General features: G+C 37.8%; 23 protein-coding genes and 1 riboswitch. Of the genes, 9 read left to right on the forward strand and 14 right to left on the reverse strand.

Going from position 1 to position 26,544, the window contains the following annotated elements; translation table 11 throughout:
* Positions 1–30: 30 nt before the first annotated feature.
* A complete protein-coding gene (gene mutS / locus HX129_RS11995; RefSeq protein ID WP_286433235.1) occupies positions 31–2,670 on the reverse strand; it encodes a DNA mismatch repair protein MutS in 2,640 nt (879 codons plus the stop codon).
* A 386-nt stretch (positions 2,671–3,056) separates the two neighbouring features.
* Here mutS and HX129_RS12000 point away from each other — a divergent pair, with 386 nt between their 5' ends.
* Both HX129_RS12000 and HX129_RS12005 read left to right on the forward strand, forming a co-directional pair.
* Positions 3,057–4,445, forward strand: a complete 1,389-nt coding sequence (locus HX129_RS12000; RefSeq protein WP_286433234.1) for a methylenetetrahydrofolate reductase C-terminal domain-containing protein — start codon at positions 3,057–3,059, stop codon at positions 4,443–4,445.
* Positions 4,446–4,728: 283 nt separating this feature from the next.
* Positions 4,729–4,817: riboswitch (glycine riboswitch) on the forward strand.
* A gap of 140 nt (positions 4,818–4,957) precedes the next feature.
* Positions 4,958–6,202, forward strand: coding sequence for a D-amino acid dehydrogenase (locus tag HX129_RS12005; protein WP_286433233.1), 1,245 nt, complete (start codon positions 4,958–4,960; stop codon positions 6,200–6,202).
* Positions 6,203–6,262: 60 nt separating this feature from the next.
* Here the strand turns inward: HX129_RS12005 and nfsB are convergent, their stop codons facing one another.
* Positions 6,263–6,916, reverse strand: coding sequence for an oxygen-insensitive NAD(P)H nitroreductase (gene nfsB, locus HX129_RS12010; RefSeq protein ID WP_130073772.1), 654 nt, complete (start codon positions 6,914–6,916; stop codon positions 6,263–6,265).
* Positions 6,917–7,146: 230 nt separating this feature from the next.
* Between nfsB and hpaI the strand changes: the two genes are divergently transcribed.
* Both hpaI and HX129_RS12020 read left to right on the forward strand, forming a co-directional pair.
* The gene (gene hpaI / locus HX129_RS12015; RefSeq protein WP_286433232.1) at positions 7,147–7,944 is read left to right on the forward strand and encodes a 4-hydroxy-2-oxoheptanedioate aldolase; all 798 of its coding nucleotides are present in this window, start codon (positions 7,147–7,149) and stop codon (positions 7,942–7,944) included.
* A 431-nt stretch (positions 7,945–8,375) separates the two neighbouring features.
* On the forward strand, positions 8,376–8,906 hold the full coding sequence (locus tag HX129_RS12020) for an invasion associated locus B family protein (RefSeq protein ID WP_130073770.1): 531 nt from the start codon (positions 8,376–8,378) through the stop codon (positions 8,904–8,906).
* Between the two features lie 65 nt (positions 8,907–8,971).
* Here the strand turns inward: HX129_RS12020 and HX129_RS12025 are convergent, their stop codons facing one another.
* On the reverse strand, positions 8,972–9,391 hold the full coding sequence (locus HX129_RS12025; RefSeq protein WP_130073769.1) for a hypothetical protein: 420 nt from the start codon (positions 9,389–9,391) through the stop codon (positions 8,972–8,974).
* Between the two features lie 248 nt (positions 9,392–9,639).
* On the opposite strand from HX129_RS12025, the gene HX129_RS12030 reads away from it, so the two are divergent.
* Positions 9,640–9,993, forward strand: coding sequence for a hypothetical protein (locus tag HX129_RS12030; RefSeq protein ID WP_286433231.1), 354 nt, complete (start codon positions 9,640–9,642; stop codon positions 9,991–9,993).
* Between the two features lie 41 nt (positions 9,994–10,034).
* Here the strand turns inward: HX129_RS12030 and HX129_RS12035 are convergent, their stop codons facing one another.
* On the reverse strand, positions 10,035–10,757 hold the full coding sequence (locus HX129_RS12035; RefSeq protein ID WP_286433230.1) for a UDP-2,3-diacylglucosamine diphosphatase: 723 nt from the start codon (positions 10,755–10,757) through the stop codon (positions 10,035–10,037).
* A gap of 137 nt (positions 10,758–10,894) precedes the next feature.
* Positions 10,895–11,404, reverse strand: coding sequence for a peptidylprolyl isomerase (locus HX129_RS12040; protein WP_130073766.1), 510 nt, complete (start codon positions 11,402–11,404; stop codon positions 10,895–10,897).
* A gap of 166 nt (positions 11,405–11,570) precedes the next feature.
* On the opposite strand from HX129_RS12040, the gene HX129_RS12045 reads away from it, so the two are divergent.
* Together HX129_RS12045 and HX129_RS12050 are read left to right on the forward strand one after the other, a co-directional pair.
* Complete coding sequence (locus tag HX129_RS12045; protein WP_286436203.1) at positions 11,571–13,295, forward strand: glutamine--tRNA ligase/YqeY domain fusion protein; 1,725 nt, start codon at positions 11,571–11,573, stop codon at positions 13,293–13,295.
* Between the two features lie 387 nt (positions 13,296–13,682).
* Positions 13,683–14,822: a tetratricopeptide repeat protein gene (locus tag HX129_RS12050; RefSeq protein WP_286433228.1), complete on the forward strand. Its 1,140-nt coding sequence runs from the start codon at positions 13,683–13,685 to the stop codon at positions 14,820–14,822.
* A gap of 533 nt (positions 14,823–15,355) precedes the next feature.
* Here the strand turns inward: HX129_RS12050 and HX129_RS12055 are convergent.
* Positions 15,356–15,892 (reverse strand): lecithin retinol acyltransferase family protein, encoded by a 537-nt coding sequence (locus HX129_RS12055; protein ID WP_130073762.1) that lies wholly within the window; start codon positions 15,890–15,892, stop codon positions 15,356–15,358.
* Positions 15,893–16,081: 189 nt separating this feature from the next.
* On the opposite strand from HX129_RS12055, the gene HX129_RS12060 reads away from it, so the two are divergent.
* Positions 16,082–16,849 (forward strand): phosphodiester glycosidase family protein, encoded by a 768-nt coding sequence (locus tag HX129_RS12060; RefSeq protein WP_286433227.1) that lies wholly within the window; start codon positions 16,082–16,084, stop codon positions 16,847–16,849.
* A gap of 64 nt (positions 16,850–16,913) precedes the next feature.
* On the opposite strand, the gene HX129_RS12065 is transcribed toward HX129_RS12060, so the two are convergent.
* The 7 genes from HX129_RS12065 to HX129_RS12095 form a co-directional block, all read right to left on the reverse strand.
* Complete coding sequence (locus HX129_RS12065) at positions 16,914–17,975, reverse strand: NADH:ubiquinone reductase (Na(+)-transporting) subunit F (protein ID WP_286433226.1); 1,062 nt, start codon at positions 17,973–17,975, stop codon at positions 16,914–16,916.
* Positions 17,976–17,987: 12 nt separating this feature from the next.
* On the reverse strand, positions 17,988–18,350 hold the full coding sequence (locus HX129_RS12070) for a phenol hydroxylase subunit P4 (RefSeq protein ID WP_286433225.1): 363 nt from the start codon (positions 18,348–18,350) through the stop codon (positions 17,988–17,990).
* A 90-nt stretch (positions 18,351–18,440) separates the two neighbouring features.
* Positions 18,441–19,985, reverse strand: coding sequence for an aromatic/alkene/methane monooxygenase hydroxylase/oxygenase subunit alpha (locus HX129_RS12075; RefSeq protein ID WP_174492823.1), 1,545 nt, complete (start codon positions 19,983–19,985; stop codon positions 18,441–18,443).
* Positions 19,986–20,039: 54 nt separating this feature from the next.
* A complete protein-coding gene (locus HX129_RS12080; RefSeq protein ID WP_180045400.1) occupies positions 20,040–20,309 on the reverse strand; it encodes an MmoB/DmpM family protein in 270 nt (89 codons plus the stop codon).
* Between the two features lie 11 nt (positions 20,310–20,320).
* Entirely contained in the window at positions 20,321–21,322 is a 1,002-nt protein-coding gene (locus HX129_RS12085) for an aromatic/alkene monooxygenase hydroxylase subunit beta (protein ID WP_286433224.1), read from the reverse strand.
* 94 nt (positions 21,323–21,416) lie between these two features.
* A complete protein-coding gene (locus tag HX129_RS12090; RefSeq protein WP_130073860.1) occupies positions 21,417–21,707 on the reverse strand; it encodes a phenol hydroxylase subunit in 291 nt (96 codons plus the stop codon).
* 437 nt (positions 21,708–22,144) lie between these two features.
* Complete coding sequence (locus HX129_RS12095; protein WP_286433223.1) at positions 22,145–22,564, reverse strand: hypothetical protein; 420 nt, start codon at positions 22,562–22,564, stop codon at positions 22,145–22,147.
* 149 nt (positions 22,565–22,713) lie between these two features.
* Between HX129_RS12095 and mobR the strand changes: the two genes are divergently transcribed.
* Positions 22,714–24,381 carry a phenol degradation transcriptional regulator MobR gene (gene mobR / locus HX129_RS12100; RefSeq protein WP_286433222.1) on the forward strand — a complete coding sequence of 556 codons (1,668 nt, stop codon included), beginning with the start codon at positions 22,714–22,716 and terminating at the stop codon, positions 24,379–24,381.
* A gap of 38 nt (positions 24,382–24,419) precedes the next feature.
* Here the strand turns inward: mobR and ppk1 are convergent, their stop codons facing one another.
* A complete protein-coding gene (gene ppk1 / locus HX129_RS12105; RefSeq protein ID WP_286433221.1) occupies positions 24,420–26,510 on the reverse strand; it encodes a polyphosphate kinase 1 in 2,091 nt (696 codons plus the stop codon).
* Between the last annotated feature and the right edge of the window lie 34 nt (positions 26,511–26,544).

Here is a 26,544-nt window from a genome sequence, read left to right on the forward strand (position 1 = left end):
AGGAATAGGTCTGTTAGTTTAGATGTAAATCTAGTCTTTTTTTAATAAATCTTTGAGGTGATATAACTGTGCCAATGCTTCACGTGGAGTTAAATTATCCACATCTAATACTGACAGTGCATCTAACGCAGGTGAAGATTTTTCAATTTCTACCACAGTTTCAATCACTTCAGGTGTGTTATCCATTTCAGTAAATAAATCATTTTGCACCGTATGATTAATCTGTTGCTGCTGTTGTTTTTCCAAAATTTTTAAGCGTTTTTGTGCTTCTTTAATCACGCTTTCTGGAATACCAGCCAGTTTGGCAACTTGTAAACCATGACTTTGACTCGCAGGACCTTTTTGTACTTTATGTAATAAAATCAAATTACCATTAAGTTCTTTGGCAGTCACATGATAATTGTCAATCGCATTTTCTTTGGCGAGTTCTGTCAGCTCAAAATAATGCGTAGCAAATAAGCACAAACATTTGATGCGTTTGGTCAAATCAAGCACACATGCCCAAGCCAAAGATAAACCATCGTAAGTACTCGTACCACGACCCACTTCATCCATAAGTACTAAAGATTGATTGGTGGCGTGATGCAAAATTTGGGATGTCTCGGTCATTTCCACCATGAAAGTTGATTTACCTGTCGATAAATCATCGGCAGAACCAATACGGGTAAAAATACGATCAATCGGTCCAAGCTGTGCAGATTTTGCAGGAACAAAGCTACCACAATAAGCAAGCAAACTGATTAAAGCTGTTTGACGCATAAAGGTAGATTTACCACCCATGTTAGGACCTGTGATAATGGCCATGCGATGATTAAAATCAAGCATCGTATCGTTCGGCGTAAATGGGGTTTTACTTAAAGATTCCACCACCGGATGACGTCCTGCAATGATATTGACACCGACCTCAGGTAAGTATTCAGGGCGATTCCAATTGTTTAAACGTGCTTGATGGGCAAAATTGGTTAATAAATCAATCTGTGCGATGGCACTACTCATCATTTGTAAATTGCCAATATCTGCACGTAATTCTTCTAAGAGCATCTCAAACAGCATTTTTTCACGGGCTAGGGCACGAGACTCACTTGATAAGACTTTGTCTTCAAAAGATTTGAGTTCAGGTGTGATATAACGCTCTGCATTTTTTAAGGTTTGACGGCGAATATAATGTTCAGGCGCTTGATCTGCTTGGGCACGAGAGAGTTCTATGTAATAACCACTGACACGGTTATAGCCAATTTTTAGGGTATGAATACCTGTATTTTCACGTTCTTGAGTTTCTAAATCGATGAGGAATTGACCTGCATGATCTCGAATTTTACGCAGTTCATCGAGTTCGCTGTCAAAACCTTCGGCAATGACATTCCCATCACGTAATAAAACAGGTGGATTTTCCACAATGGCAGACATCAAGCGAGCATGTAAGCCATTAAAATCGCCGAGTTCTTGATTCAGTTCGCTCAGTAAAACACTGGTATTTTGTTGTGTTAAAATGGGTTGTAATGCATGTCTGAGCAATGGAATTTGCGCACATGCCTGACGTAGTTGCACCAAATCACGAGGGCGAGCGCTGCCCAAGGCAACACGGCTAAGTACACGTTCAATATCACTAATGTCTTTTAATACCAAACGGATCGGAGACTCATGATACCCTTTGAGCAAAATTTCAATCGCATCCAAACGTGCATCTAAAATTGCGCTATCACGCAGCGGTTGCATGAGCGTACGGCTGAGTAAACGTCCCCCCATTGCCGTTTCAGTGTCATTGATCAGTGAAAATAGCGATGTGCCATGTTCAAATAGGGGTTCAATAATTTCTAAATTACGTCGTGTTACAGGGTCAAGTGCAATAAAATCACTACTTTGCTCAAGTTTGATTGAACGAATATGGGGTAAAGCTGTTTTCTGGGTTTCTTTTGCATAGTGAATAAGTGATGCCGCTGCTGCTTTGGCTAAAGGTAAATGATCAATCCCAAAGCCCGATAAGGTCGAAACAGCAAATTGGTCACATAACGTTTTTTGTGCATTATTAAGATTAAAATCGACATTTGGACGTTTGGTGATTGGACAATCAATCTGTTTTTTGATTGACTCGATAATATGCGTGTCGACTAAGTCTTCATCAATTAAAATTTCACTTGGCATTAAACGTGCTAATTCTAAAGGTAAATTTTCAGGTTTATATTCTTGTTGTTGCACCTTAAAAATACCTGCACTCAAATCTAAGAGTGCAATCCCCATTTGGTTATGTTGAATACATAGTGCCAATAGATTTGAACTTTGGTGTGCGGTGAGTAATGCATCATCCGTGAGTGTACCTGGCGTGATAATGCGCACGACAGCACGTTCTACAGGGCCTTTTCCTGTCACTTCACCTACTTGTTCACAGATCACCACCGTTTCGCCTTTTTTGACTAAACGTGCGAGATAGCCTTCGGCAGCATGGTAGGGTACACCTGCCATTGGAATGGGCTCACCGTTGGCTTTACCACGATGAGTCAATGTGATGCCAAGAAGTTTAGTGGCTTTTTTTGCATCTTCAAAAAATAGTTCGTAGAAATCTCCCATTCGATAGAACATCAGTGAATGAGGATGTTGTCTTTTAACGGTGAGATATTGCTGCATCATTGGGGTGAAGCTAGAGAGGTCAGCCGTTAGTTCTACGCTATTCATGTTTATTAAAAACCTTAAATTTGAATAATAAATATGCTTAATATGCAAGTGTGGCTGTTAAACCATTTCAAACATCATATGTTAATTTAAATACAGGCAGAGACATTGCCTTCGTCTATTTTTACTTCATCATAGATCGGATGAATAGTAAGAGCTGCCTGATTTATTACGTTGCTCATCTTAACAAATTCGGCTTGAATCACAAAAATGATTTCTGATTGACTTGTGGAAATAAGCAACAAGTGTGGTTGAGTTGAACACATCACAACTTGCATTATTTTTTAGAAAAATAGCTTTTCATACTCATTATTATTGTGAATGAATTTTTTATATGCATGTTATAATTGATTTTTATATTTTGCTTCTATCCTTTAGATTCTGCTCCTATGTCCCGTTTGTCTTACTATCTGGCACAAAATCAATTTTGTGTACTGCTTGAATATCTGACGTCTACACAAGAAATATTGCCTGTTCCTCAGCAGTTGGCAGGTTTTCCTGTTTGTATGACATTGGCAGATCGAGTTCATTCTGATACAGATTTATCCCCTTTAGATGCAGCGAACTTATATGCAAAAGACATTGAAAAAGTTTTACATTTTGCAGGAAAAGGGCGAGATATTAGCGATTTTGAAAACTTTCTAACAGCAGCGAAAAATAGTGGACAACACAACTTATTATTACTAACAGGGGATAAATTAAAACACCATAATTTTGGGGAGGGTCAACAGCCGAGAACGCGTTATTTAGAGTCAGTGAATGCGGTAATGGCCGCAAAAAAACAAGGTGGATTTCTTATTGGGGTGGCATTTAATCCTTTTAAATATGCTGAAGCAGAACAGGATGCACAGTATTTTAAATTACGTAAAAAATTAACAGCTGGCGCAGATTTTATCATTACGCAATTGGGCTATGACATCGCAGCTTTACAGCAGGTAAAAAGTTTTTTAATTGAACAACATGATGCTCAAAAAATTTTAGCATGTGTTATGCCTTTAACTTTGGCTCGTGCTCATTTTATGGTGAACCATCAAGTTGCGGGCATCGTGATTACACCGCACATGTTGAACGTATTACAAGAAGAAAAGACATTAGGGCTGACTGAGCCTGTATACCAACGCTGCGCTTTGCAAATTTTGCTATGTCAACATTTAGGTTTTGCAGGTGTACATTTGTCAGCCTGTCACCAAGCAGAAGAACAACTGCGTTTGCAGCGCTATATTGAGACCTACCGTGCACTTGATTTTGATGCGTGTTTGTCACTTTGGAATGATTTATGGCAGGTGCAAACAGGAAAAGAATTTCACCCAGAGTTGAGATCTTATTCATCCCCTATAAGCTCAGCACAGATTTTAAAATATCAGCATTTGTCCTTTATACATGATGCTTTTTTTGAATCAAAGATGGCAAAAGGTGTTGGACGTTTTATTTTTAAATCCCATTTTTGGGATCAAACACCTATGGCTCATGCTTTGTTAAAAACTGAATGGGTAAGTAAGCATGCTATTGTGGGCTGTGAAAGTTGTGGGCAATGCCGTTTGGGTGAAACCTTGTATATTTGTCCTGAAACTTGCCCTAAAGGTTTGGCAAATGGACCCTGTGGCGGGACAACGTTAGACCGTTGTGAGTTTGGTGATCGTGAATGTATCCATTCAGTGAAAGCTCGATTAGCCAAAGCAGTCAAACAAACTGAAATCTTAAAAACAGAATTAATCCCTACAGTTCCTTTACATATACGGGATAGTAGTTCTTGGAAAAATTGGTTTAGAGATATATAGGTTGCTTGCAATTGTGTGATTGGACGATGTGTTGTTGAGTGTTTGAGTGATGGCATGACAGCTTTAAAGTGGGATTGAAAAGAATAAAAGGAACATTTTCTTGAGTTCTTTTATGTATTGAATCGTAGCTTATTTTATCTCGAATGGACCATTCAACGGTTTTAACGTTTTGTCATTACAGCATTGTAGAGCATGTTGTAATGTTCGTATTTATTCATTTAGAAGTTGATTAGTACTTGTGTTTTTTGAGCAAAATGGCATATTAATTGCTGTATAACAATAAAATATTATTGCAGGAGAGAAGTCTTCTGTAGACTCGCCGAAGGAGCAACGACCTCGGAATCTCTCAGGCAAAAGGACTGTAATAATACAAAATCTGGAGAGTAGTCAGATACCATGACTCACCGAAGGGGAAGGACGTTGCATAAATATCTTATGTAATTTTCGAAGCTCTCAGGTAAAAATGACAGATGAGGCATACTTGAAATGGTATATTTCAAAGGAGTGTGTATATGTGTCGTATTGTTGTGATTGGTTCTGGAATTACAGGTGTAACGACTGCTTATGAGTTAGCTCAACTCGGCTATACAGTCACAGTCATTGATAAACATTTATTTCCTGCCATGGAAACCTCTTTTGCTAATGGTGGACAACTATCGGCATGTAATGCAGAAGTTTGGAATCAAAAAGCGACTGTGCTAAAGGGGATTAAATGGATGTCGAAGAAAAATGCACCATTATTATTGAATCCTTCTTTTGATTTGCATAAATATGCGTGGTTGGTGGAATTTTTAGGAAATATTAAACATTATCAAGAAAATACTAAAGAAACTGTACGCCTTGCTTTATTGGCAAGAGAGCGTTTATTTGCGATTGCTGAGCAAGAAAATATTCAGTTTGATTTAGAAAAACGAGGAATTTTACATTTTTATTATAATGAGGCGGATTATAAAGTAGCAACATCTGTCAATGACTTACTCTGTAGTGGCGGTTTAAAACGTCATGCGATTAGTCCTGAAGAAATTAAGCAAATAGAGCCAAGTTTAACAGGGCATTATTATGGTGGTTTTTATTGCCCTGATGATGCAACGGGAGATATTCACAAATTCACGATGGGATTGGCAAAAGCAACTGAAAAATATGGTGTGAATTATTTATTTGGTATGGAAGTTGTCAATGTTGAGCATAATGAAAAAGGCATATACATTCAATATCACCCAAGTGTAGAGAATATGCAGCAAGAACATGTGGCTTTAGAGCAAATTTTTGCAGATGCAATCGTTGTTTGTGGAGGGGTGGGGAGTTACCAATTGGCGCAAAAATTGGGTGATCGAGTCAATGTTTATCCCGTCAAAGGTTATTCGATTACAGTGCAATTAGAAGATGAAAACAGTCAAAAAAGTGCACCTTGGGTCAGTTTGCTTGATGAAAGTGCAAAAATTGTGACTTCTCGTTTGGGAAATAATCGATTAAGAGTTGCAGGAACTGCGGAGTTTAATGGCTATAACCGTGATATTCGTTCAGATCGTATTCAACCCTTGACAGATTGGGTTAATAAAAATTTTGAAATATCAACGGAGCATTGTGTGCCTTGGGCAGGTTTAAGACCCATGATGCCGAATATGATGCCTGTAGTCAGACGTGGTAAGCGGGAACGGGTTTTTTATAATACAGGACATGGACACTTAGGTTGGACACTATCAGCAGCAACGGCCGTGATGATTAGCCAAGAAATTGCAAGTGCTCATCCGATCTAGTGTTATTGGAATAGGTATCAAGGTCATCAGAGGAGAAGCTTCCTCTGATGACCTTTTAAATTATAACAAAGTAAAAATATCTTCTTTATTTAAACGTGATTTTGGCAACTTTGCATTGAAATCTTGTTCACTACGATAACCTAAAGTCAGTAAAACCGAAGGAATTAAGCCTTGTTCGGTCAAAGCTAATTCTTGACTGAGAATGTCTTCATCGAAACCACCAATTGGTGTGGCATCAATTCCTTCAATACCTGCTGCAAGTAAGGTTTGTCCCAATGCAATAAAGGTTTGATTTTCAGCCCAACGTTGAATATCACCTTTTTCATTACGGTAGTAATCAACATAACCTGTACGGCTGTCTTTTTGACCTTGTTTGGCTTGTGCATCTTTAAAACGACCACTACGGTCATCTTGATTGAGTAGATTTTCAAGATGCTGTTCAGAAATATCTGCTTGGGTACAAAACAAGATCGTATGCGATGAGTCTAAAACTTTGGGCGCATTGTAGGCATATTTACCCACCAATGCTTTTGCAATGCGTTCTTTTGCTGCTTGATGATCTGCAATAAAAAAGTGCCAAGGTTGAATATTAATTGAAGATGGTGTCAAACGTAAAATTTCTAATAAACGTGTAAATTTTTCCTGAGGAATTTTCTTACTCGAATCATAAGCTTTGGTGGTATAACGGTTTTTAGAAATACTGAGCAAATCCATACATACAATTCCGTAAATCGATAATGATCGATTTTACTTTAAACTTCATGCAAATGGAGGAATAATTTCGCAATCATTTATACCTTTTATGTTTCAAGAAAAGCAGAGTGCATACGATATTTTAGATTAAGACATTTAATAAATGATGCGATATGAAATCGATATTGGTACTTTTATTAAATCGGCGTTTAATACTCAAAATAGATATATCGTGCTAAAGAGTGAAGTATATGATTGATTATACTAATCATTTCAAAAAAAGATTAAAAACCCAACAGCAAATTGGTTTGTGGGTGGGTTTGGCTGATGCTTATGGTACTGAAATTGCTGCAAATGTAGGTTACGATTGGTTATTGATTGATGGAGAACATGCACCGAGTGATCTTAGAACTACGTTATCCCAATTACAAAGTATAGCTGCCTATCCTTCTCAAGCCGTGGTTCGCCCTCCGGTCGGCAGTGTACAGCTCATTAAGCAGTTATTAGATATTGGTGCACAGACACTGTTAATTCCGATGGTTGAAAGTGTTGAACAAGCCGAACTGATGGTTAAAGCAGTGCGTTACCCACCAGAAGGGATTCGCGGGGTGGGAGCTGCTTTGGCACGTGCTACACGTTGGAATACAATTCCTGATTATTATGCGACGGCACATGAAAATATTTGTTTATTGATTCAAATTGAATCAGTAGAGGGTTTAACACATTTAGATGACATTCTAAAAGTAGACGGGATTGATGGGGTATTTATTGGTGCGGTGGATTTATCTGCCACCATGGGTTATCAAGGCGATCCGAATCATCCAGAAGTGCAAAAAGCAGTGATTGACGCAATTCAACGTATTCGCGCCGCAGGTAAGGCAGCGGGCATTTTGTCAACGCAATCTGAAGTAACGCAAAAATATTTACATTTGGGCACAGAATTCGTTGCTGTTGGAGTTGATACGAGTGTATTGATGAATGCTTTAGGTGAATTACTCAGTAAATATAAAAAAGATTATCAAATAAAGCCTAAGTCAAATGGTTATTAGATAGAAAATCATAAAGCAAGTTTTACATACATTTTACATTTTTTCATAAAATGTATGTAGAGCAACAAAAATTATATTTTGAAGATATATTAGACCTCTTGCGAAAATATGCTTTTAGCTAATTTTTTAATCAGTTACAACCTTATAAAATATAGCTTTCGCCTGTTTAAATTTTGACTAACGCAAGAGATCTATTGTAAGGGAATTTATGTTAATAGCTAATAAAATTACATTTTATAGATTAAATTCAAGTGTAAGATAGAGACATTATATGATTAATCATGATTTAGATTAATTGTTTGTTATTTAAGTTTATTTATTATAAAAGTGTGAAAAAATTTTATTTTCGGGTATAGTGCAACCGAAATTATTTAGTATTATAAATTGCTGTTTTATCACATATTTCAGCAATATTTTAACAGAGAAAGTTTATGTTTAAAAAAACTTTACAATTGGGGTTGTTGGTTCTCTCTATATCTGCGATGAGTTCAGTACAAGCAGATGATCAATTATCTTCACTGATTACTAAGGTGAGTAATCAATCGAAAATTGATACGATTTCTGTAATGGAAAATAGATTATTGGGACGGGCAAGTTGGAAAATTAAATGTCAATATAAAGCTTTTGATGACATGAAAGCCTGCGTGATGAGTAAAGGGCCCATTTCGATTTTGCGTTTGAATAATCAATATATTATTAATATCGGTGAAAAACATCAAAAAAATAGTGAAGCTTATATTCGTGTAGACCAAAGTGATACTTCGCAAGAGCGTGAAGGTTTATTTCGTAATGCCAGTAGTTTAGTTGGACAAATGAAGCGTGGTAATTTTGCTTTTACACGTTTTTATCAGGTTAAAAACAAACCGATAGAACATAAAATCTCACTGATTGGTTTTACGGACGCATTAAATGACATGGAAGCCCAGTTTGCGAAACTTGGTGATGATAAAATTAAGTTTTAAGTAGCTTTGCTGGTTTTGAAAAAGCCCTAACTCTATGTGTTAAGGCTTTTTGATTCATCTATAGATTAATATGCGTACTTAAGATCTGTATATTTAGTTAATGACATTTCGACATGGTTTTCGATAAATTTCTTAATATCCTCAGGTGACATTGCTTTACCTTGGTTGGTAATGACATGCTCAGAAGGTGCTTGACCTGAAACCGTGAGACGGTAAACAAAATTACGAGCAATTTCATAAGCATCATTTTTTTTCACGATGCAGGTGCTATATAAATAAGCATGTTCTAAGTTTAAATCTTGATGTGAAAAAATAAATTGTTCAAATAGTTTCAGTGCTTGACCATCGTCTAACGCTTTTAACTCATCAATCACACTTTTTTCATGATGAATATCATAGCGTTCAGAAATTGGCTGTCCGTCAATGAGTAAAGATACTTTGTCATTTTCATGATGATTGACAGTGATATTGCTAAAATTAGACATATGAAACTCAAGACAAAATGGTTGGGTCAATCATATCAAAGTCTTGGCTGAGTTTTTGAATGTAGTGCGGAATTGTTGAGCAATTATTAGTTTTTTATGCTTATAGTTTAAAAATTAACTTATGAGGCGTTATATCTGAGATAAATTAACAGCAATACTGTTATAAATTTATGACTATATTATTTAAACAATGTATCACTATTTTTTAATAAATTATTTAATATTAAATAGTTGAAAGGAGTTTAATAATGTTAAATGAAGATAGAGAAAATTATTTTGCAATAAAATCTTGGGTTTTAGAGACATATTACGATGGTTGTAGAGACTTAGCATTTTCTAAAGGTTGGAATCATTTAGAAATATTGGCTTATACATTTCACCAATTTGAAAACTCATTTGACTCATTGCTGGAAAATTTTATGCTTTTGATTATACAGCTGACTTTGACAGGATCATGGGAATATGAAATAAAGAAAAATTTAAAAAGTCAAATAGATAACCTAATAAAAATGAATGACGTTAAAAGTTTAATTCACCTACTACCCGAAAATGAAGCAGATGAATTTATGAGGGATTTGGAAATTTTGAATATTCAACTGTAAGGATTTTATATTTGAATATCCTCGCGCAATAAAAATATCATTTAATTACGGATATCCCATTTTATAAAACTTAGTGCCCCATTTTCATCTACCTCTAAAATCATCGCTTCAGACGTTTTTTCACGCCAATCACCCAAAACAATCCGTTGTTTGTCAAATTCGTTATGAATCGCAGGACGATGGGTATGTCCATGAATCAAAATATCTACATCAGAAAGGGCTTTTTCTACCGCTTGCTGATTCACATCCATAATTTCATAAGTTTTATGCTGTTGAGATTCACGACTTTTTTTACGAAAACCATTGGCGAGTTTTTGACGAAAAGAGAGTGGGGTACTTTTTAAAATTCCAAGAATAATTGGATTTCGGATGATTTTCTTAAATCGTTGATAAGACACATCATCGGTACACAGTGCATCGCCGTGTTCTAGTCTAAATTTTTTATTGGCAATGTTGAGAATAAATTGATCAGGCAAAAATTGCCCATTAAATTGATCTAAGAATTTTTGACCTAAAGCAAAGTCACGATTACCCACTTGAAAATAGATTTTATTTCCAACTTGAGTAAATTGTTTTAAATGTTCAACAATTTCATCTAACCATGGCGCAGTGTAATCATCTCCAATCCATGCATTAAACCAATCACCAAGGATATATAATTGTGTGTTTTTATCTTGATATTGTTCAAGTAAATCTAAAAACCCCCGAACGAGTCGAGGGTGTTCAGGTGATAAATGTAAATCGGCGATAAACAGATGGGTCACTTTTTTTCCTATTTTTTGAATCTCTCTTACGGAGCAATGTTCCTCACCCATCTTTAATAAAGAAGGACTTTTCTTCCTTTATATATTTAATTAAAGGAAATTCCTCCCTTTTTAAAAGGAGGTTAGGAGAGGGATTCTTATTCAGCAATGATTTTTGCAGATTCAATTACAACATTTTCTAAAGGAACATCAGCGTGATAACCACGATTACCTGTGCGCACGCCTTTAATTGCATTCACAACGTCTAAACCTTCAGTCACTTTACCAAATACAGCATAACCCCAACCTTGCGCAGTTTTACCTGAATGGTTAAGGAATGAGTTATTTGCAACGTTAATGAAGAATTGTGCAGAAGCAGAGTGAGGTGCTTGAGTACGTGCCATTGCAACCGTACCGATGTCATTGCTTAGACCGTTATCCGCTTCGTTTTCAATAGAATCGCGTGTCGCTTTTTCTTTGAAGTTTTCATCCATGCCACCACCTTGAACCATGAAACCATCAATCACACGGTGGAAAATGACGCCGTCATAGAAACCATCACGAACATATTCCAAAAAGTTAGCTACAGTTTTTGGCGCTTTTTCAGAATTTAGTTCAAGAACAATGCGTCCTTTATTGGTGTTTAATTCGACTTGAGGAAAACTCATTCTATAATCTCCTAATCATGGCTAAAAAGCCATGGGTTTTTGGTTGAGAGAAGCATAAGCAAACTGTAAACTACAAGGCAAGCAAAAATGCGAATTTCTTTTGTATCAATTCGCAGAAATGCATTTTTATTATCCTATTTTAACTTATAGAAGTGATTTATCAACTATGAAGCCAAATGATGTTGTTTCAGAACTGCCAAAGAACCCGACAACCAATACTGCACCTGTCGATGCTGCGCAGCAAGAACAACAGGCAGGTTTGGATTTTGTGCGTCAAGTGATTACTGACGATTTAGAAGCAGGACGCACAAAAACTGTTGTAACACGTTTTCCACCTGAGCCAAATGGTTATTTACATATTGGTCATGTGAAAGCAATTTGCTTAAACTTTGGCATTGCAGAGGAGTTCAATGGTGTATGTAATCTACGTTTTGACGATACCAACCCCGATGCTGAAGAACAAGAATATGTCGATGGGATTGCCAATGATGTGAAATGGCTCGGTTTTGAATGGAATGGCGAGCCGCGTTATGCATCAAGCTATTTTGATCAACTCTATACATGGGCGATTCAATTGATTAAACAAGGGGATGCTTATGTTGATTTACAATCTCCTGAAGAAATCCGTTTAAATCGTGGTAATTTTATTGAGCCAGGTAAAAATTCGCCACAACGAGAGGCAACGGTAGAAGAAAACTTAGCGCGTTTTGAACAAATGCGTAATGGTGAATTGGGTGAAGGGCAAGCGGTTCTTCGTGCAAAAATTGATATGACTTCACCAAACGTACATATGCGTGATCCAATTATGTATCGTATTTTGCATTCAGAGCATCATCAAACTGGGAATACTTGGAAAATCTATCCAATGTATGACTATGCACATCCTTTATCAGATGCCATTGAAGGTGTAACACATTCACTTTGTACACTTGAATTTGTTGATCATCGTCCATTTTACGACTGGGTGGTAGAAAAGGTGAAATCACCGGCTGTTCCACACCAATATGAATCAAGTCGTTTAAATGTGGATTACACCATTACCTCTAAACGTAAGTTGCGTAAATTGGTTGAAGGCAATTATGTCAATGGTTGGGATGACCCACGTATGCCAACCGTTGTAGGGATGCGTCGTCGTGGCTTTACTCCTGAAGGTTTACGTGATTTTTGTAAGCGTGTAGGCGTAACGAAAGTTGACGGTAGTATTGTTGATGTTGCAATGCTTGAATTCTGTATTCGTCAATCACTTGAAAATACTGCATCGCGTGGTATGGCAGTATTGAATCCATTAAAAGTGACCTTGACCAATTTACCTGAAGATATGGATTTAACACACGCACGTCATCCAAATGTGGATATGGGTGAGCGTATTATTCCATTGACGCAAGAAATCTATATTGATCGTAAAGATTTTGAGGAAGTACCACCGAAAGGCTTCAAGCGTTTAATTCCTGAAGGTGAAGTACGTCTACGTCATGCTTATGTGATCAAGTGTGATGAAGTCATTAAAGATGCCAATGGTGAAGTGATTGAGTTGAAATGTTCAATTGACCCTGAAACTTTAGGTAAGAACCCTGAAGGGCGTAAGGTGAAAGGTGTGGTGCATTGGGTTTCAGCGAGCAAAGGTATTCCTGCGGAAGTACGTGTCTATGACCGTTTATTTAACGAAGCAGCACCAGATGCGGATGATGATTTCTTAAAACATTTAAATCCTGAGTCATTAAAAATCGTTCAGGCTGTGGTAGAACCAGCTTTGGCTTTGGCAAATCCTGAAGACCGTTTCCAGTTTGAACGTGAAGGTTATTTTGTTGCAGATCAATATGATCATACTGTTGAAAAACCTGTGTTTAACCGTATTTTAGATTTAAAAGATAGTTTTAAACCTGCGAAATAAATGTCAGTGTCAGTACATAAAAAACCTAGCTTCGGCTAGGTTTTTTATATTTATACCAAACTGCTAAATTGACTTAATATATTTTAGTCGCTTTTGCTTTAAAAACGATGGTGCTATCGCGTGGCGACATGGATGTCGCCGTTGGGCAAAGGCGACAGGAGTCCCCTTTGCCTAACAAAGGATTTTTGTTACCTTGCGGAATATATTCCTCATCCTTCAAAAGTGAGGCATCGCCTACGCAAAATAATCAAAATTTTTCAATATAAATGGGGCTGTGCTAAATTTAGAACTTATATTATTTTATTTTTATAGAATGGTATTAGAGCACAAATATGGAAAATTCCATGTGCAAACGATAAACTTAAAATTCGCTTAGATTAAAATATAATGATTAAAATGATTTCAAACAGGTGCTTAGCTTCATTCATTCTTATGATTTGTACAACTTCAACATTTGCCATAGTTAATAATGAGCTACAGGCGGTTACAGCAGAAGAAGTGACTGAAATCATGCAGGCTGCAAAATCAGGCAATAAAGATGCTCAATATAATCTTGGTTTGTTTTATCAAAATGGTATAAGAGTCGATAAAGACATAAATCAAGCATTGCAATGGTATACAAAAGCTGCAAATCAGAATGATGCAGGTGCTTATTTGAGTATAGGTATTTTGTATTACAATGATGAGTTTAAAATAAAAGACATCCATAAAGCTTTTGTGAATATTCAAAAAGCAGCGGAGTTAGGTGAAACATTAGCGCAAAGCCACTTATGTATGCTTTATGATGAAGGCAAAGGTGTAGAAAAAAATCCAAATTTAGCATTGTATTGGTGTTTAAAAGCTGCTGTACAGGGTGATGCAACTGCTCAGAAAGAAGCAAGCCGTTTGATTTTGGCTCAGCAGCAATCGGATGAGTATCCTAAAGCAATTGAGTGGTTAAAATATTATGCTCAGCTCGGAGATGCTTATGCCCAATTCAACTTAGGAGCTGCTTACGCCAAGGGGTTAGGTGTAAAAGTAGATTTGAACCGCGCCATAGAGCTTTGGCAGTTGGCAGCAAATAAAAATGTGCCAGAAGCTTATTTTAGTTTGGGGAGTTCATATTTTTATGGGCTTGGGGTACAGCAGGATATCCAGCAAGCTCAGTATTATTATTTAAAAGCTGCTGAATTGGATGTGAGCGAAGGAATGGTTGGATTTGCGCTGATTGTACAAGAACAAAGTGATCGTCAGCCAAAGGGACTATATTTGGCAGAAGAATGGTTAAAAAAGGCAGTAAAACTGAATAATATTAAGGCGATGTACAATCTTGCCAGTCTGTATGAAGCTCACCCTAAAGTTTTTTCTTCAAAAAATAATGAAATCATTCCACTTTTAGAAAAAGCCGCAGATTTAGGATCAATTGAAGCGATGAAGGGATTAGGTTTATTATATGAAAATAAAAAAGAAGATAGTCAACAAAGCGTTAAGGCGCAATATTGGTATCAAAAAGCAGCAGAAGCCACTGCCTCAGCATTTAAAGAATGAAGTGATTGCGATATTTGTTTTTAAGTACTTGATGAGTATTTTACTTTAGGTACAAATTTTAGATCAGGCATTATTGCATAGATTGCATTCGAGTCTACAGTAAAACCTGCTGGACATATATTTTCATCTGAATTAATGATGAAGTGTGCATGTATGTAAATGGATAATATTTTAGTTGGAAAACTGCCTATGAATGATGCTGTTGTGTTTTTAGTTTATGCCTTGACCCTGATGGGTTTACTTGGACTATCATGGGCATTTTACAGATTACTTCAACAGCTCAAAAATTGGCTGAGATTCCCCACAGAATGGATCAGTGCCTTGAGTTTAGTTTTGAGCTTGATCCTGGGTTATTTTACAATAACGACCATATATACGCTGGTTTTTAAGTGCTTCACAGCAATGCATTGCTCATCGAGTCAATCAGGAGAAATGATTGTATTATCTCAATTCGCCGTCATTTTGATGATTTATGAGCTGCTATTATTTATTTTGTCTTTATGCCGAAAAAGACTGTACTGAATATGTGCAAGCTACTTTTTCGGCTGCTGTTCTCGTAAAGACAAATAAGTGGCTAAATCCATTTTTGCGCGTTCACGTAGCTTCATTTTGATATATAAAACCAAAGCAAAACAAGTTGTTGCAATTGTAAGAAATAATCCATTCATATAAGTCATGATCGAGCTGACATAACCAATGGTGGTTAGGCGATGCATCATTTTTACCACTTGCGGACTGCTTTCTACTCCAGTGATTGCCCAACTACATAGATGTTCACAGTTATTCACAATCAAATGGTAGTTATTTTCATGCATACGGCTGCGCATACGGCGCACCACATGACGACCTCTAAATTTGGGTTGCTCGTATAAACGAATAATAATTTTTTTATTGCGTGCAAATCTCGCAAGTGTTGTAACTTCAATAGGACGCTTTTTAAAAAAATGGGCAAAACCCGAATAATGAATAACACGGCCTTTGCCAGCATAAATGCCATGATGGCTATAACCAAAATGTTTGACAATCAGGTGAGCACCAATAGGATATCGGACGAAACGTTTTATCTGCATAGTTCACTGTATTCCAATAAAAGTATACAACCGTATTTTATTGAAAGGTAAATCCCATTATAGCGAAGCCTGCCTAAAAAAGTAGAGTCTATCGCAAAATTTAAGTAAACATTTATATTTCAACAATTCAAACATAGGGATTTATACTGTCAATCAATATGATTAATCGAACTGAAAAATGGTCTAAACATGAAAATTTTAACTCAGGCTGAACGTAGTATTTTGGCAATTTTTGCGCTATTTTCACTGTCGACTACCCATGTTCAAGCCACAACTGAATATATTAAAATTGAAAAAAATCATCAAATTATTGCTGATGTTGTACGTATTTCGCAGTTGGAGCAGCTTCAATTATTTTTAAATAATGCAAAACAACAGCCTTATAATAAGATTAAAGCCGTGGCGAAAGATTTACCGCAATGTCAGTTGTTAAGTTTCGCGATGAATGCAGGGATGTACCATTCAGACTATTCTGCTGTAGGTTTATATATTGAAAAGTCAAAACAATTTTCTGCACTGAACACTCAAACCCAAGGATTTGGTAATTTTTTAATGCAACCGAATGGTGTTTTAGCTTGGAATAAAAAGCAGGCCAGCATTCAAACCACACAAAAATATGCACAATCTCACTTTCAAGCTGAATATGCAACGCAATCGGGGCCTATGTTGGTGATTGAAGGTCAAATTAACCGTCAATTTTTACCACAATCAGACTCTTTAAAAATTAGAAATGGTGTGGGGATTAAAGATAATCAGCTTTATTTTGTGATTAGCCGCGAGCGTATTAATTTTTATGATTTTGCACAGATTTTTAAACATGATTTAAATATTGATCAGGCATTGTATTTGGATGGTTCAGTATCAAGTGCGTATATTCCCCAAGTCGGACGTAGTGATCATCGTTTTAATTTAGGGCCTATCGTTGGGTTTGTAGAGCAGCAGGATTGTCAAAAATGAATAAAAAATAGCGAAGTCTCATGAATGAAACTTCGCCGTTCGTTTTTTAACTGATCATCATGAATTAAATATGCTTAAACAATGCTGAACGTGATTGCTCATTGGCACCATCCGCCGCACTTAAAAAACGCTCGGTATGAATGTCTTTTTCAAATAAACGGCTTTGCATCAGGGTGGAAATTGCCGCATCAATCATGGGCGGTGGACCACATAAATAGGCTTTATGTCCACTGCATTTATTTTCAAAATAATCAGCAACAGCTTCATGCACAAAACCTGTAAAACCTGTCCATTGGTCTTCATCTTTAGGCGCATTTAAAGCAGGGATATAACGGAAATTTGAATATTCTTTCATTAAGTTTTCAAAAATTTCACGGTTATATAGCTCAGCAACATCACGTGCACCTTGGAACAGGTAAATAATGCGTTCATCACCAGATTCGAGTAAATCCAAAATCATGGATTGCGGACTCGACAGACCTGAACCACCTGCAATGAAAATTACACCACGATCATCCGATTTACGCACAAAGAATTGACCATAAGGACCTGAAAGATCAATTTCATCACCTTCTTGCAGATTGTTATGCACATAAGTGGTTGCTGCACCGCCTGCAACTTTGCGGATATGCAGCTCGATGATGCCTTCTTCATTGGGTGAATTGGCAATCGAAAATGCACGTGTGCCTTCAATATCAGGCAATTGAATATTGACGTATTGACCTGCCTGAAATTGCATAGGACGGTCAATTTCCAAACGGATGCCTTTAATGGTTGGCGAAAGGTCTTTAATTTCGATGACTTTGGCTTGGTAGTCCTCCACCAAATAGCCTAAGAAATCGTCATCTTCATCGACATCTGCCTCAATCACCATGTCAGACTCAGGTTTGCAGCAACATGCCAAAACCTTATTTTCCTCACGCTCAATGTCCATCAGTGCAAAAGGAGAGGCTTCACCAATATCAAAGAAACCATCCGTCACTTGTACTTTACAGGTTCCGCAAGTACCGTGTCCGCAAGCAAAAGGCAGCCAGACACCTTGACGTAAAGCTGCATCTAAAATGGTTTGATCTTCCTCTACCTCAATGGTCATGCCAATCGGTTCAATGGTCACTTGATAAGTCATACACGTGCTCCTTTAAACATGACTGCCGTTATAGCCATTGAGATTTGGCGTCACGAAGCGTAGAAGTGATTTATGGTCAAAGCCCAATTCTTCTAAAGTTTTAGAAAAATCATTGGCAATGCGTTGACGGTTTAAGGTGAATTGCACATTTTCCCAATCAATTTGCTCAAACTCAGGATGTTGATGAAAACCGCCTGTAATTTGTTGATCAATCAGGTCTTGTAAAGTTTGTTTTGGCGACACAAGCAGGGCATGTGCGGCACAAAACAGGGTGTGATGATCCCAACCCACATAAATTAAAATATTATCGCCATAATTTTTTTGCTGATCGCGTGCTTCAAATTCGTAGTTGGCTTGAATGGCTTGTACTGGCATGAGAATACTCCTAAATTCCTTGGGGAAAGATCATTCCAACACTTGATTTGGCAATGTGAATGGAATGATCTTGTCTAAAAATGGGCTGTGTTAAACAGCGCCTTTCCATTTTTTCCAACGTTCTTGGTCAGGCGAGCCTTCGATGTCTAAGTTGTCTGCACCAACATTAAAGTTGTAGTAGTCACGTAATATGCTTTCTAAGTCAGGACCACCACAGTTGCCTTGTAGAATTTGGTTGACAGGTAACCATGCCTGAATATATTTCTCAGGTTCACGTTCAAAAATGTCATGACAGCCATCTGAACAGGTGTGATAACGCTCGCCTTTATAAATCGAATCACGATAGCTGAACATGGTTGGGTCGCCATCCATTTCAGTAAAGGTCATTGGAACCTGACAGATCTGACACAGTTGTGGTAAGCCATCGCTATAGAAGCGTTTGCCTTCGGCTTCCATTTTGCGTGCCAATTCCCATTTTGGACGATAGTATTTGTCGAATGTGTCAGGGTATTTTTCAGAAAGCCAATCCATTTCTTCATCCGTTGGAATCCATGTATGGAAGCCCGCTGCATGACCGAAGTTGTAAAAAATCCACCATGCTTGATGCGAAACGTGTTCTTTCTCTTTTTCAATGACTTCTGAGTATTTCGGCATACGGATACCGTAACGACTCAAGTCTTTGAACAATGCACCGCCTGCTTCTTCAAAATAAGTTTCCCAAGCTTCTTTCCATGACATCACTTTGTTTGGCAGCATGTAGTCCATCATCATGCCAACGATTGAAAGCAGACGCGTACCACGCCAGAACCATTTATCAATCCATTCCTGTACGATTGGTACGTTGTCTTCATGTTGTTCAAGTAAGAATTTGACAATTTCCAAACCAAGCGTCATGTGACGCGCTTCGTCTGACTGCGCAGAGAAACCGAAAGTCACGGTTGCCATATCACCGTTGTAAGCTGCTCCCGACATGAAAGGAACGAACAATAAGTTAGTCAGAACATATTCAAAGGCAAAACTGATTGCCAATAAAAACTCAAATGGTCCTGCTGAACGTGCATCTTCAAAGAATGATTTTGGTACAGATAAATACCAAACACGGTCATGCATATGTGCCCAATCTTGGAAGCCATCAAAGAACTTGTTGTAATGACTCATGGCATGGATTTGGGTTTGCACGTGGCGCAATTCATCAATCGATTGCATTTGTGAGGCAATACGTGCCCCAATGCCGCTAAATTGACGACCTACATGCGCATAGCCTTGATAAGCTTGATATTCGAGCGGTGTTACAGCAGTTAAAAATAGTTTAATCGCATTTAAATAACGTTCATTGGAAACGTTTAATTGCCCATTATTTTGTGCAAAGGCATCAAAAATGGCATACAGTTTTTTCTCTTTTTCCGCTTGGTATTTCCAGTAAGAATCCATGGTTAAACGGAAAGGGTCTTCCCACTTTGACCAATCGGTGATCTTAATGCCTTCAAATTCTTCATAAGGAAAAGCATCTTTACGGTCTGCATAGGAAAAATCCCAGTCCAGATCACGGGTTAGCATGCGATAGCGGTCTTTGGCATTCAGTTTTTTTGTTGCTGTTTTTGCAGCAGTTTTAGTATTTTTAACATCAGTATTCATGTTGATCATCCTGTTCAATATCGAAATTCAGTGGCATATAGGCTGCCTAAATTCTTAATTCCATTTCAGTGTAAAGGTGTCATCATCTTCATCGACGTTGCCACCCAATGTGATCATGTTGAGTTGTAATTCCTGAATGTCCCAGTCCTGTCCAAGTTTTTCAGAAACCGTTTCAGCACGAATCACCAATTCACTGACGCTTTCCACACGAATCATGGCAGGGAGGTACTGAATAGTTGCTTCAGGGTTGTCTTGTTCAATCGCTTCAATGATGTAGCGTGAAGTATCGTTGTCTTGTAGTGCTAAATAAACTTTTGATGTCATGGTGCAATTCCTTATGCAAGATTGAAAATGTCAGCTAAATCCGCTTTTTTACTGCGTTCAGCAATTACAGCCAGTCCTTGTTCGATTTCGGCATCATTCAAGGCTAAAGTTGCCCATGTGCTGAAAGCTTCTTGGACTTGTGGTAACAGTTCAGTAACCCAATTTTGGATCAGAGCTTTGTTTTCTTCTGATTCAGCAATTGCCAGTTTGAATACAGGGTCTGACCATTTACGTAAATCGCTTAAACAGTCCTGCATAAACTCAGTCAGCATTGCCACATCACGCGCGCCATTTTCAACCAAGAGTTGGTCGAATTGTCCGTAAACCAGACTTTGCATTAAGCTATCAATCAATAGGTTTTGCAGCACAAACAGTTTGAACCAGTCTTGTTCAGTCAGGCTGAGTTCACACAGTTTACGGAGGGGTTGCCAAGCAGCATCATTCATCCAAGCATTTTTTGCTTGTTGCAAAGACTCACCTGTATTGCCATCTAGCAATAGACCAATACGGGAAATGTACTGTGCCATACCAAGGCGATCCATGGCTGCAAACATGCAGGCTTGGGTAATCACTGTGCCATAACCATAGGCACTGCCTGACATCATGTGCAGATTTGCTGTTTGCTCAACGTAGCGGAAGGGCAATAGACAAGTGATGATTTTTTCTTTGATTTCATCACTGATATTTTCCACCAAATGGCGCTTTTCAAAGAATGCATAATTGCTTTCAGCCACATCCTGTAAACGCGCACGGTGTTGTACATAAGCCCCATAATAAAATTGGCGTGGGTCTTTAAATACATACCAGTCTTGCATGTGTAGCGCGGTATAGCTTGGGTCATTTAAGGTTTTTGACGGATTCCATAAAGGACGATAATGGAAGTTGGCTGCACCTTGAATATCAAAGCTGACTTCTTGATAACGTGTCGCAGGCTTATGACCAAAACGGCGTTCGATATACGCATAAGTTTGGCGAATTGGCGCGACATTGGACGTTTTAATTTCTAAAGTCATCGTGATCTCCTTATAGATAAAACTCAGATCTTCTTGATCTGCATCATTACGGCTTAAATTGTTTTGAAACTGAATTTTCGAAGTCGAAAATGGTTTATTGGTCTTGCTTCAGTGCGTGTTGCGCAATCGGATTTAACACATCGGATTCTTCGCCATAACGCCACTTGTCTTCTTGGGCGTCATTCCATGCTTTTTGTGCTTCGGTCATTTCAACCACTTGGTTAATTTCACAAAAATGTTGAAATGCCTGTTGCGGTAAAACCAATTCGACAAAAAGTGTCGGGTCTTGAATGGCAAAGTCAAATTCAACAAATTTGGCATTGCGGTCACCTGTAACACGAATATATTTGGTGAGTTGATCCTGAAGTTGAGGGGTTTGATTCATCATGATCATCCTTTTATCTTTTTCACTGAAATCATTTCAGTGGTGCAATTCTGCATTTGTGATATATATTCCAAGAATTGTGCCAACTTTTATATTTTTATATATTTCAATTATTTATATTTTTAATTTTAAAACTTGAGTGTTTTAATCAAGATAAATTCATCATTTCATGAAATGAGTTTTGTGGGGTTTTAATGATTTGATGAAATTCTGAAAATGATTTGAATAAAGCGTTTAATCACATCCTAAATGAAAAGTTGGAATAGACTTGCAGAAGATGCTAATGGCTTGAAGACTTGAAACAGATATAGCGAATGCAGATGTTAGGGCGGAAAATATTGTGCGGATGGCTTGAGCTCGATCCACTGTACGAGATCTGCTAAATAATCATGAATTAATTGATTTTAAATGATATTTTTTCACATACAGTTCAGCATTTATAAGGAAAGATAGGCTTGTTGTAAGGCTTGTGCATCGGCTAAAGCATTATGCGGTTGTGTAGATAAAATAGAGGTCGCGCGTTGATCTAACCACAATTGCATGCTGAGTGGAGGAGTTATCATACATTGTCCAGGCCCTAAAAGCAGGCTACGGCTAAACAATGCTAAGTCTTCTGGCCAATCTGCAATGATGTGAATTTGATCATATTGTAATAAAAAATGATGCAAATGATTTTGAAATTCTTGCAGTGAAATGGCCACTTTTTGGGTAATGGGTAAGACATGTTGTTGTACCCATGCGACAGGCTGAGCACAGTGCAAAACTTCATAAAAATATTGTTCTTGCTCATCAATTAAAGCCATTGAAATGAGTTCGCCACCAAAGCCATTAAATTCGCAATCTAAAAATAAATTCATTGTTTTTTTTCCGTTTTATTGTATGAGTGATTATTGCAAAATATGAATAAATACTCAAAAGGTATATTGATATGCTTCTAAAGTGATACATTTATATGCTTTAAAACCAGTATCATGATAGGTGGACATTGACCAAGGAATGGGATGCCATGCGACCGAAAGATGAGAAATTTTATCAGCAATATTTTGAACAAAGTAAAGAAATACAGGATTTACTCGACACCATACATTTTGATATAGAAAACGGTCAGATTTGGTTTGATGAAAACCGCATGTTACTGATGCACACCAACATGATGGGGTATCTGCGTAAAGATTTATATGAAATGTTGGGTTGGGAGCGTACCAAGCGATTTTTTATTCGTTGTGGTTATCAAGCAGGTATGCGTGATGCGGAGGTTACATCCAAATTACGTCCAAATTTAAATGAAATAGAAGCCTTTATGGCAGGGCCACAAATGCATGGAATTCGTGGCATGGTGCATGTTGAGGTCAATCAACTGAATTTAAGCCACGATTTAAAACAGTTCTATGCCGATTTTAATTGGTTAAATTCGTTTGAAGCGGAGGTGCATTTAAGCGAGTTTGGTTTAGCAGAAGAACCATCATGTTGGATGTTGTTGGGTTATGCTTGTGGTTATACCAGTTTGGTGATGGGGCAAACGATTATTTATCAGGAAACCCATTGTGTTGCGCAGGGTGATGAATGCTGTCGTATTATTGGTAAGCCCTTGCATGAATGGGAAAATGCTGATGAACTCATTCAATTTATGTCACCTGACCCTATTTCTGATGAAATTATTGCCCTACAAGCAGAACTGAATGCACTCAAACAAAAGATCTATACCGATGCTGAGTCAGACTACACTATGTTTAAAGCAGTTGGTGAATCAGCAGCCTATCGCAAAGTTTGTGATTTATTGAAGAAAGCCGCAGGCAGTAAAGTCGCAATTTTACTTCAGGGTGAAACTGGAGTGGGTAAAGAAGCCTTTGCACGGGGTGTGCACGAAGGCAGCCAAAGACGACATGAGCCTTTTGTCGCGGTAAACTGTGCTTGTATTCCACCAGACTTGATTGAAGCTGAACTATTTGGTGTAGAAAAAGGGGCTTTTACGGGAGCTTCACAAACCCGAATAGGAAAGTTCGAACGTGCTCATGGCGGCACGATTTTTTTGGATGAAGTGATTGAGCTGTCAGCAAGAGCACAAGCTGCATTACTTAGAATGTTGCAAGAAGGTGAGTTTGAACGGGTAGGTGATCAACAAACCCGTAAAGTTGATGTTCGCATTGTAGCAGCAACCAATGAAGATTTAGAACAAGCGGTGAAAGATGGGCGTTTTCGTGCCGATTTATATTATCGTTTAAATATTTTTCCTGTACGTATTCCTGCATTGCGTGAACGCCGTGAAGATATTCCGTTATTAATTGACTATTTTATTCAACGTTTTGAAAGTTTATACAGTAAAACTTTAAAAGGGCTCTCGGACAAAGCTTATAGCTTTGTGATGAAATATGATTGGCCGGGCAATATTCGGGAGTTAGAAAATTTATTGGAAAGGGCAACGCTACTGACCGATCATCAACAAGAAATTAAATTAAGCAGTTTATTTCCACAATTAGATGAATCTACACGAGAGCAAGCGCCTGTCAAAACTGCTTTGGATGATTTATTGGCAGAGGGTTTTTCTTTGGATCAATATGAACAAGATATTATTTTAACGGCGATGCATCGCTGTAAGCAAAATGTCTCAGAAGCGGCACGTGTTTTAGGCATTAGCCGAGCAACTTTAGATTATCGTTTAAAGAAAATGGTTTGATGCACTCAAACCATTTTCAGACTTTAAATCATCATGCCTTAAGCAATGGTTTTAATCACCCGTTGCTCCATTAGATATTGTTGAGCAATAAAAGCAGCTTCTCCATTATTAGGTTTTAAAGCAGTCCATTGTGCATTGCCATCAAGCTCCCATGCACGAACATTGTCTTTTAAATAGTTGAGTAAACCATCTTCAATAATTTGTTTGCGTAACTTTTTATCTTCAATCGGGAAGCAGGTTTCGACACGAGAAAATAAATTACGTCCCATCCAGTCCGCACTGCCGCAATATAATTTTGCATTGTCATTATTTTGGAAATAATAGACACGAGTATGCTCAAGGAAGCGTCCAACGATGGAACGTACCGTGATATTTTCCGATAGTCCTTGGACTTGTGGGCGTAAACAGCAGATTGAACGAATAATTAAATCGACTTTGACGCCTGCCTGTGAAGCTCGATACAAGGCTGTGATTAATTGTGGTTCAGTCAATGCATTGACTTTAATGATAATACGTGCGGCTAAGCCCATTTGGGCATGTTGTATTTCTTGTTCAATCAGATTTAAAAGTTGTGTATGTAAAGTGAAGGGCGCATGAAATAGTTTTTGTGATTTTGCCATGCGTCCCATGCCTGTGAGCTCTTGGAAAATTTTATGCACATCTTCACAAATATCTGCATCGGTGGTCATTAAACCATAGTCAGTGTACATTTTGGCATTGCCAGCATGGTAATTGCCTGTTCCTAAATGCACATAACGTTTGAGTTTATCTGCTTCACGGCGCACCACCAAAATCATTTTGGCATGGGTTTTATAACCCACAATGCCATATACCACCACCGCACCTGCTTCTTGTAAAATATTGGCTACAGTAATATTGGATTCTTCATCAAAACGTGCCCGTAACTCGATGATTGCTGTGACTTCTTTACCATTACGTGCTGCTTCTGCCAAAACTTGTACAATTTCTGAGTCAGGACCACTACGATACAATGTTTGCTTAATGGCCAATACATTGGGATCTTTGGCTGCTTCTCTTAATAAATTGATGACAGGTGCAAAAGAATCAAAGGGATGATGCAGTAAAATATCGCGTTTGCTCAAGACTTCAAAAATCTGTGGCGCATTGCGCAGGGCTTTGGGAATCACAGCTTGATAAGGCTTGAAACGTAATTCAGGAATATCAAAATTCGTCACTAAACGCGCCAAGTTCACAGGACCATCGACTTGATATAAATACATTGGATCAAGGTCAAACTGTTCAAGCAAATAATGACTAATGTGATCTGGACAATTTTTTGTGACTTCTAAACGGACTGCACGACCAAAACGACGAGAAGATAACTCATCTTTCAACGCCACAGCCAAATCATCAATATCTTCCGCTAAGGTTAAATCGGCATTACGTGTGACACGAAATTGATAACAACCTGTTGCCACCATGCCAGGGAATAGATCATTGATGTGTTGCTGAATAATTGCCGATAATAAAATGTGATGTTCCTCGCCGCCTGTCAACTCAGTGGGTAACTTGACCAAACGAGGCAATGAACGAGGTGCCGGTACAATGGCAAGCTCAATCTGACGACCAAATGCATCTTTACCTTCTAGCGTGACAATAAAGTTGAGGCTTTTATTGACCAATCGAGGAAATGGATGTGCTGGATCAAGGCTGATGGGAGTAACGACAGGTTGTACTTGCTTAAAAAAGTAATTTTTAATCCATGCTTTATGTTTTTCTAAAATATCAGCAAACTGAATGTAACGAATACCAAATCCTTGTAGTTGAGGCAATAAATCGTAATTTAAAATTTTATATTGTTCTTCTAAAGCTTGATGGGCAATGTCTGAAATTTGTTGAATAATGACTTCATTTGGAATGCCGTCAGGTGAGGTGGTAATATTGTTCATGTCGAGTTGTTTAATTAAACCCGCTACTCGAATTTCAAAAAATTCATCTAAATTACGTGAAAAAATAATCAGGAAATTTAAGCGCTCAAGTAGGGGATGATTTTCATCTTTGGCTTGTGCTAGAACACGTTTATGGAACGCTAATAGAGAAATTTCACGATTAATATAAGTGTCTGAACTATGTTGAAAATTTTCTAAAGTAGGCATGATCTGCGTCATCTTGTGTCAATGTCTAGGTGAGCTTGCTTGGCAT

The organism is Acinetobacter sp. 251-1 (genome assembly GCF_030329305.1).
In the GTDB taxonomy this organism is placed as follows: domain Bacteria; phylum Pseudomonadota; class Gammaproteobacteria; order Pseudomonadales; family Moraxellaceae; genus Acinetobacter; species Acinetobacter piscicola_A.

Bases quoted from the DNA above. Each gene is read 5' to 3' on its own strand.
- HX129_RS12070 (WP_286433225.1), bottom strand. From the start codon at position 18,350: ATGCCAGTACAAGCCATTCAAGCCAACTACGAATTTGAAGCACGCGAT.
- HX129_RS12080 (WP_180045400.1), bottom strand. From the start codon at position 20,309: ATGACATCAAAAGTTTATTTAGCACTACAAGACAACGATACTTCACGC.
- HX129_RS12095 (WP_286433223.1), bottom strand. From the start codon at position 22,564: ATGAATTTATTTTTAGATTGCGAATTTAATGGCTTTGGTGGCGAACTC.
- mutS (WP_286433235.1), bottom strand. From the start codon at position 2,670: ATGAATAGCGTAGAACTAACGGCTGACCTCTCTAGCTTCACCCCAATG.
- HX129_RS12075 (WP_174492823.1), bottom strand. From the start codon at position 19,985: ATGAATACTGATGTTAAAAATACTAAAACTGCTGCAAAAACAGCAACA.
- HX129_RS12020 (WP_130073770.1), top strand. From the start codon at position 8,376: ATGTTTAAAAAAACTTTACAATTGGGGTTGTTGGTTCTCTCTATATCT.
- HX129_RS12030 (WP_286433231.1), top strand. From the start codon at position 9,640: ATGTTAAATGAAGATAGAGAAAATTATTTTGCAATAAAATCTTGGGTT.
- hpaI (WP_286433232.1), top strand. From the start codon at position 7,147: ATGATTGATTATACTAATCATTTCAAAAAAAGATTAAAAACCCAACAG.
- HX129_RS12005 (WP_286433233.1), top strand. From the start codon at position 4,958: ATGTGTCGTATTGTTGTGATTGGTTCTGGAATTACAGGTGTAACGACT.
- HX129_RS12065 (WP_286433226.1), bottom strand. From the start codon at position 17,975: ATGACTTATCAAGTGACCATTGAACCGATTGGCATGACCATTGAGGTA.
- HX129_RS12040 (WP_130073766.1), bottom strand. From the start codon at position 11,404: ATGAGTTTTCCTCAAGTCGAATTAAACACCAATAAAGGACGCATTGTT.
- HX129_RS12000 (WP_286433234.1), top strand. From the start codon at position 3,057: ATGTCCCGTTTGTCTTACTATCTGGCACAAAATCAATTTTGTGTACTG.
- HX129_RS12090 (WP_130073860.1), bottom strand. From the start codon at position 21,707: ATGAATCAAACCCCTCAACTTCAGGATCAACTCACCAAATATATTCGT.
- HX129_RS12025 (WP_130073769.1), bottom strand. From the start codon at position 9,391: ATGTCTAATTTTAGCAATATCACTGTCAATCATCATGAAAATGACAAA.
- HX129_RS12060 (WP_286433227.1), top strand. From the start codon at position 16,082: ATGAAAATTTTAACTCAGGCTGAACGTAGTATTTTGGCAATTTTTGCG.
- HX129_RS12085 (WP_286433224.1), bottom strand. From the start codon at position 21,322: ATGACTTTAGAAATTAAAACGTCCAATGTCGCGCCAATTCGCCAAACT.
- mobR (WP_286433222.1), top strand. From the start codon at position 22,714: ATGCGACCGAAAGATGAGAAATTTTATCAGCAATATTTTGAACAAAGT.
- HX129_RS12050 (WP_286433228.1), top strand. From the start codon at position 13,683: ATGATTAAAATGATTTCAAACAGGTGCTTAGCTTCATTCATTCTTATG.
- nfsB (WP_130073772.1), bottom strand. From the start codon at position 6,916: ATGGATTTGCTCAGTATTTCTAAAAACCGTTATACCACCAAAGCTTAT.
- HX129_RS12045 (WP_286436203.1), top strand. From the start codon at position 11,571: ATGAAGCCAAATGATGTTGTTTCAGAACTGCCAAAGAACCCGACAACC.
- ppk1 (WP_286433221.1), bottom strand. From the start codon at position 26,510: ATGACGCAGATCATGCCTACTTTAGAAAATTTTCAACATAGTTCAGAC.
- HX129_RS12055 (WP_130073762.1), bottom strand. From the start codon at position 15,892: ATGCAGATAAAACGTTTCGTCCGATATCCTATTGGTGCTCACCTGATT.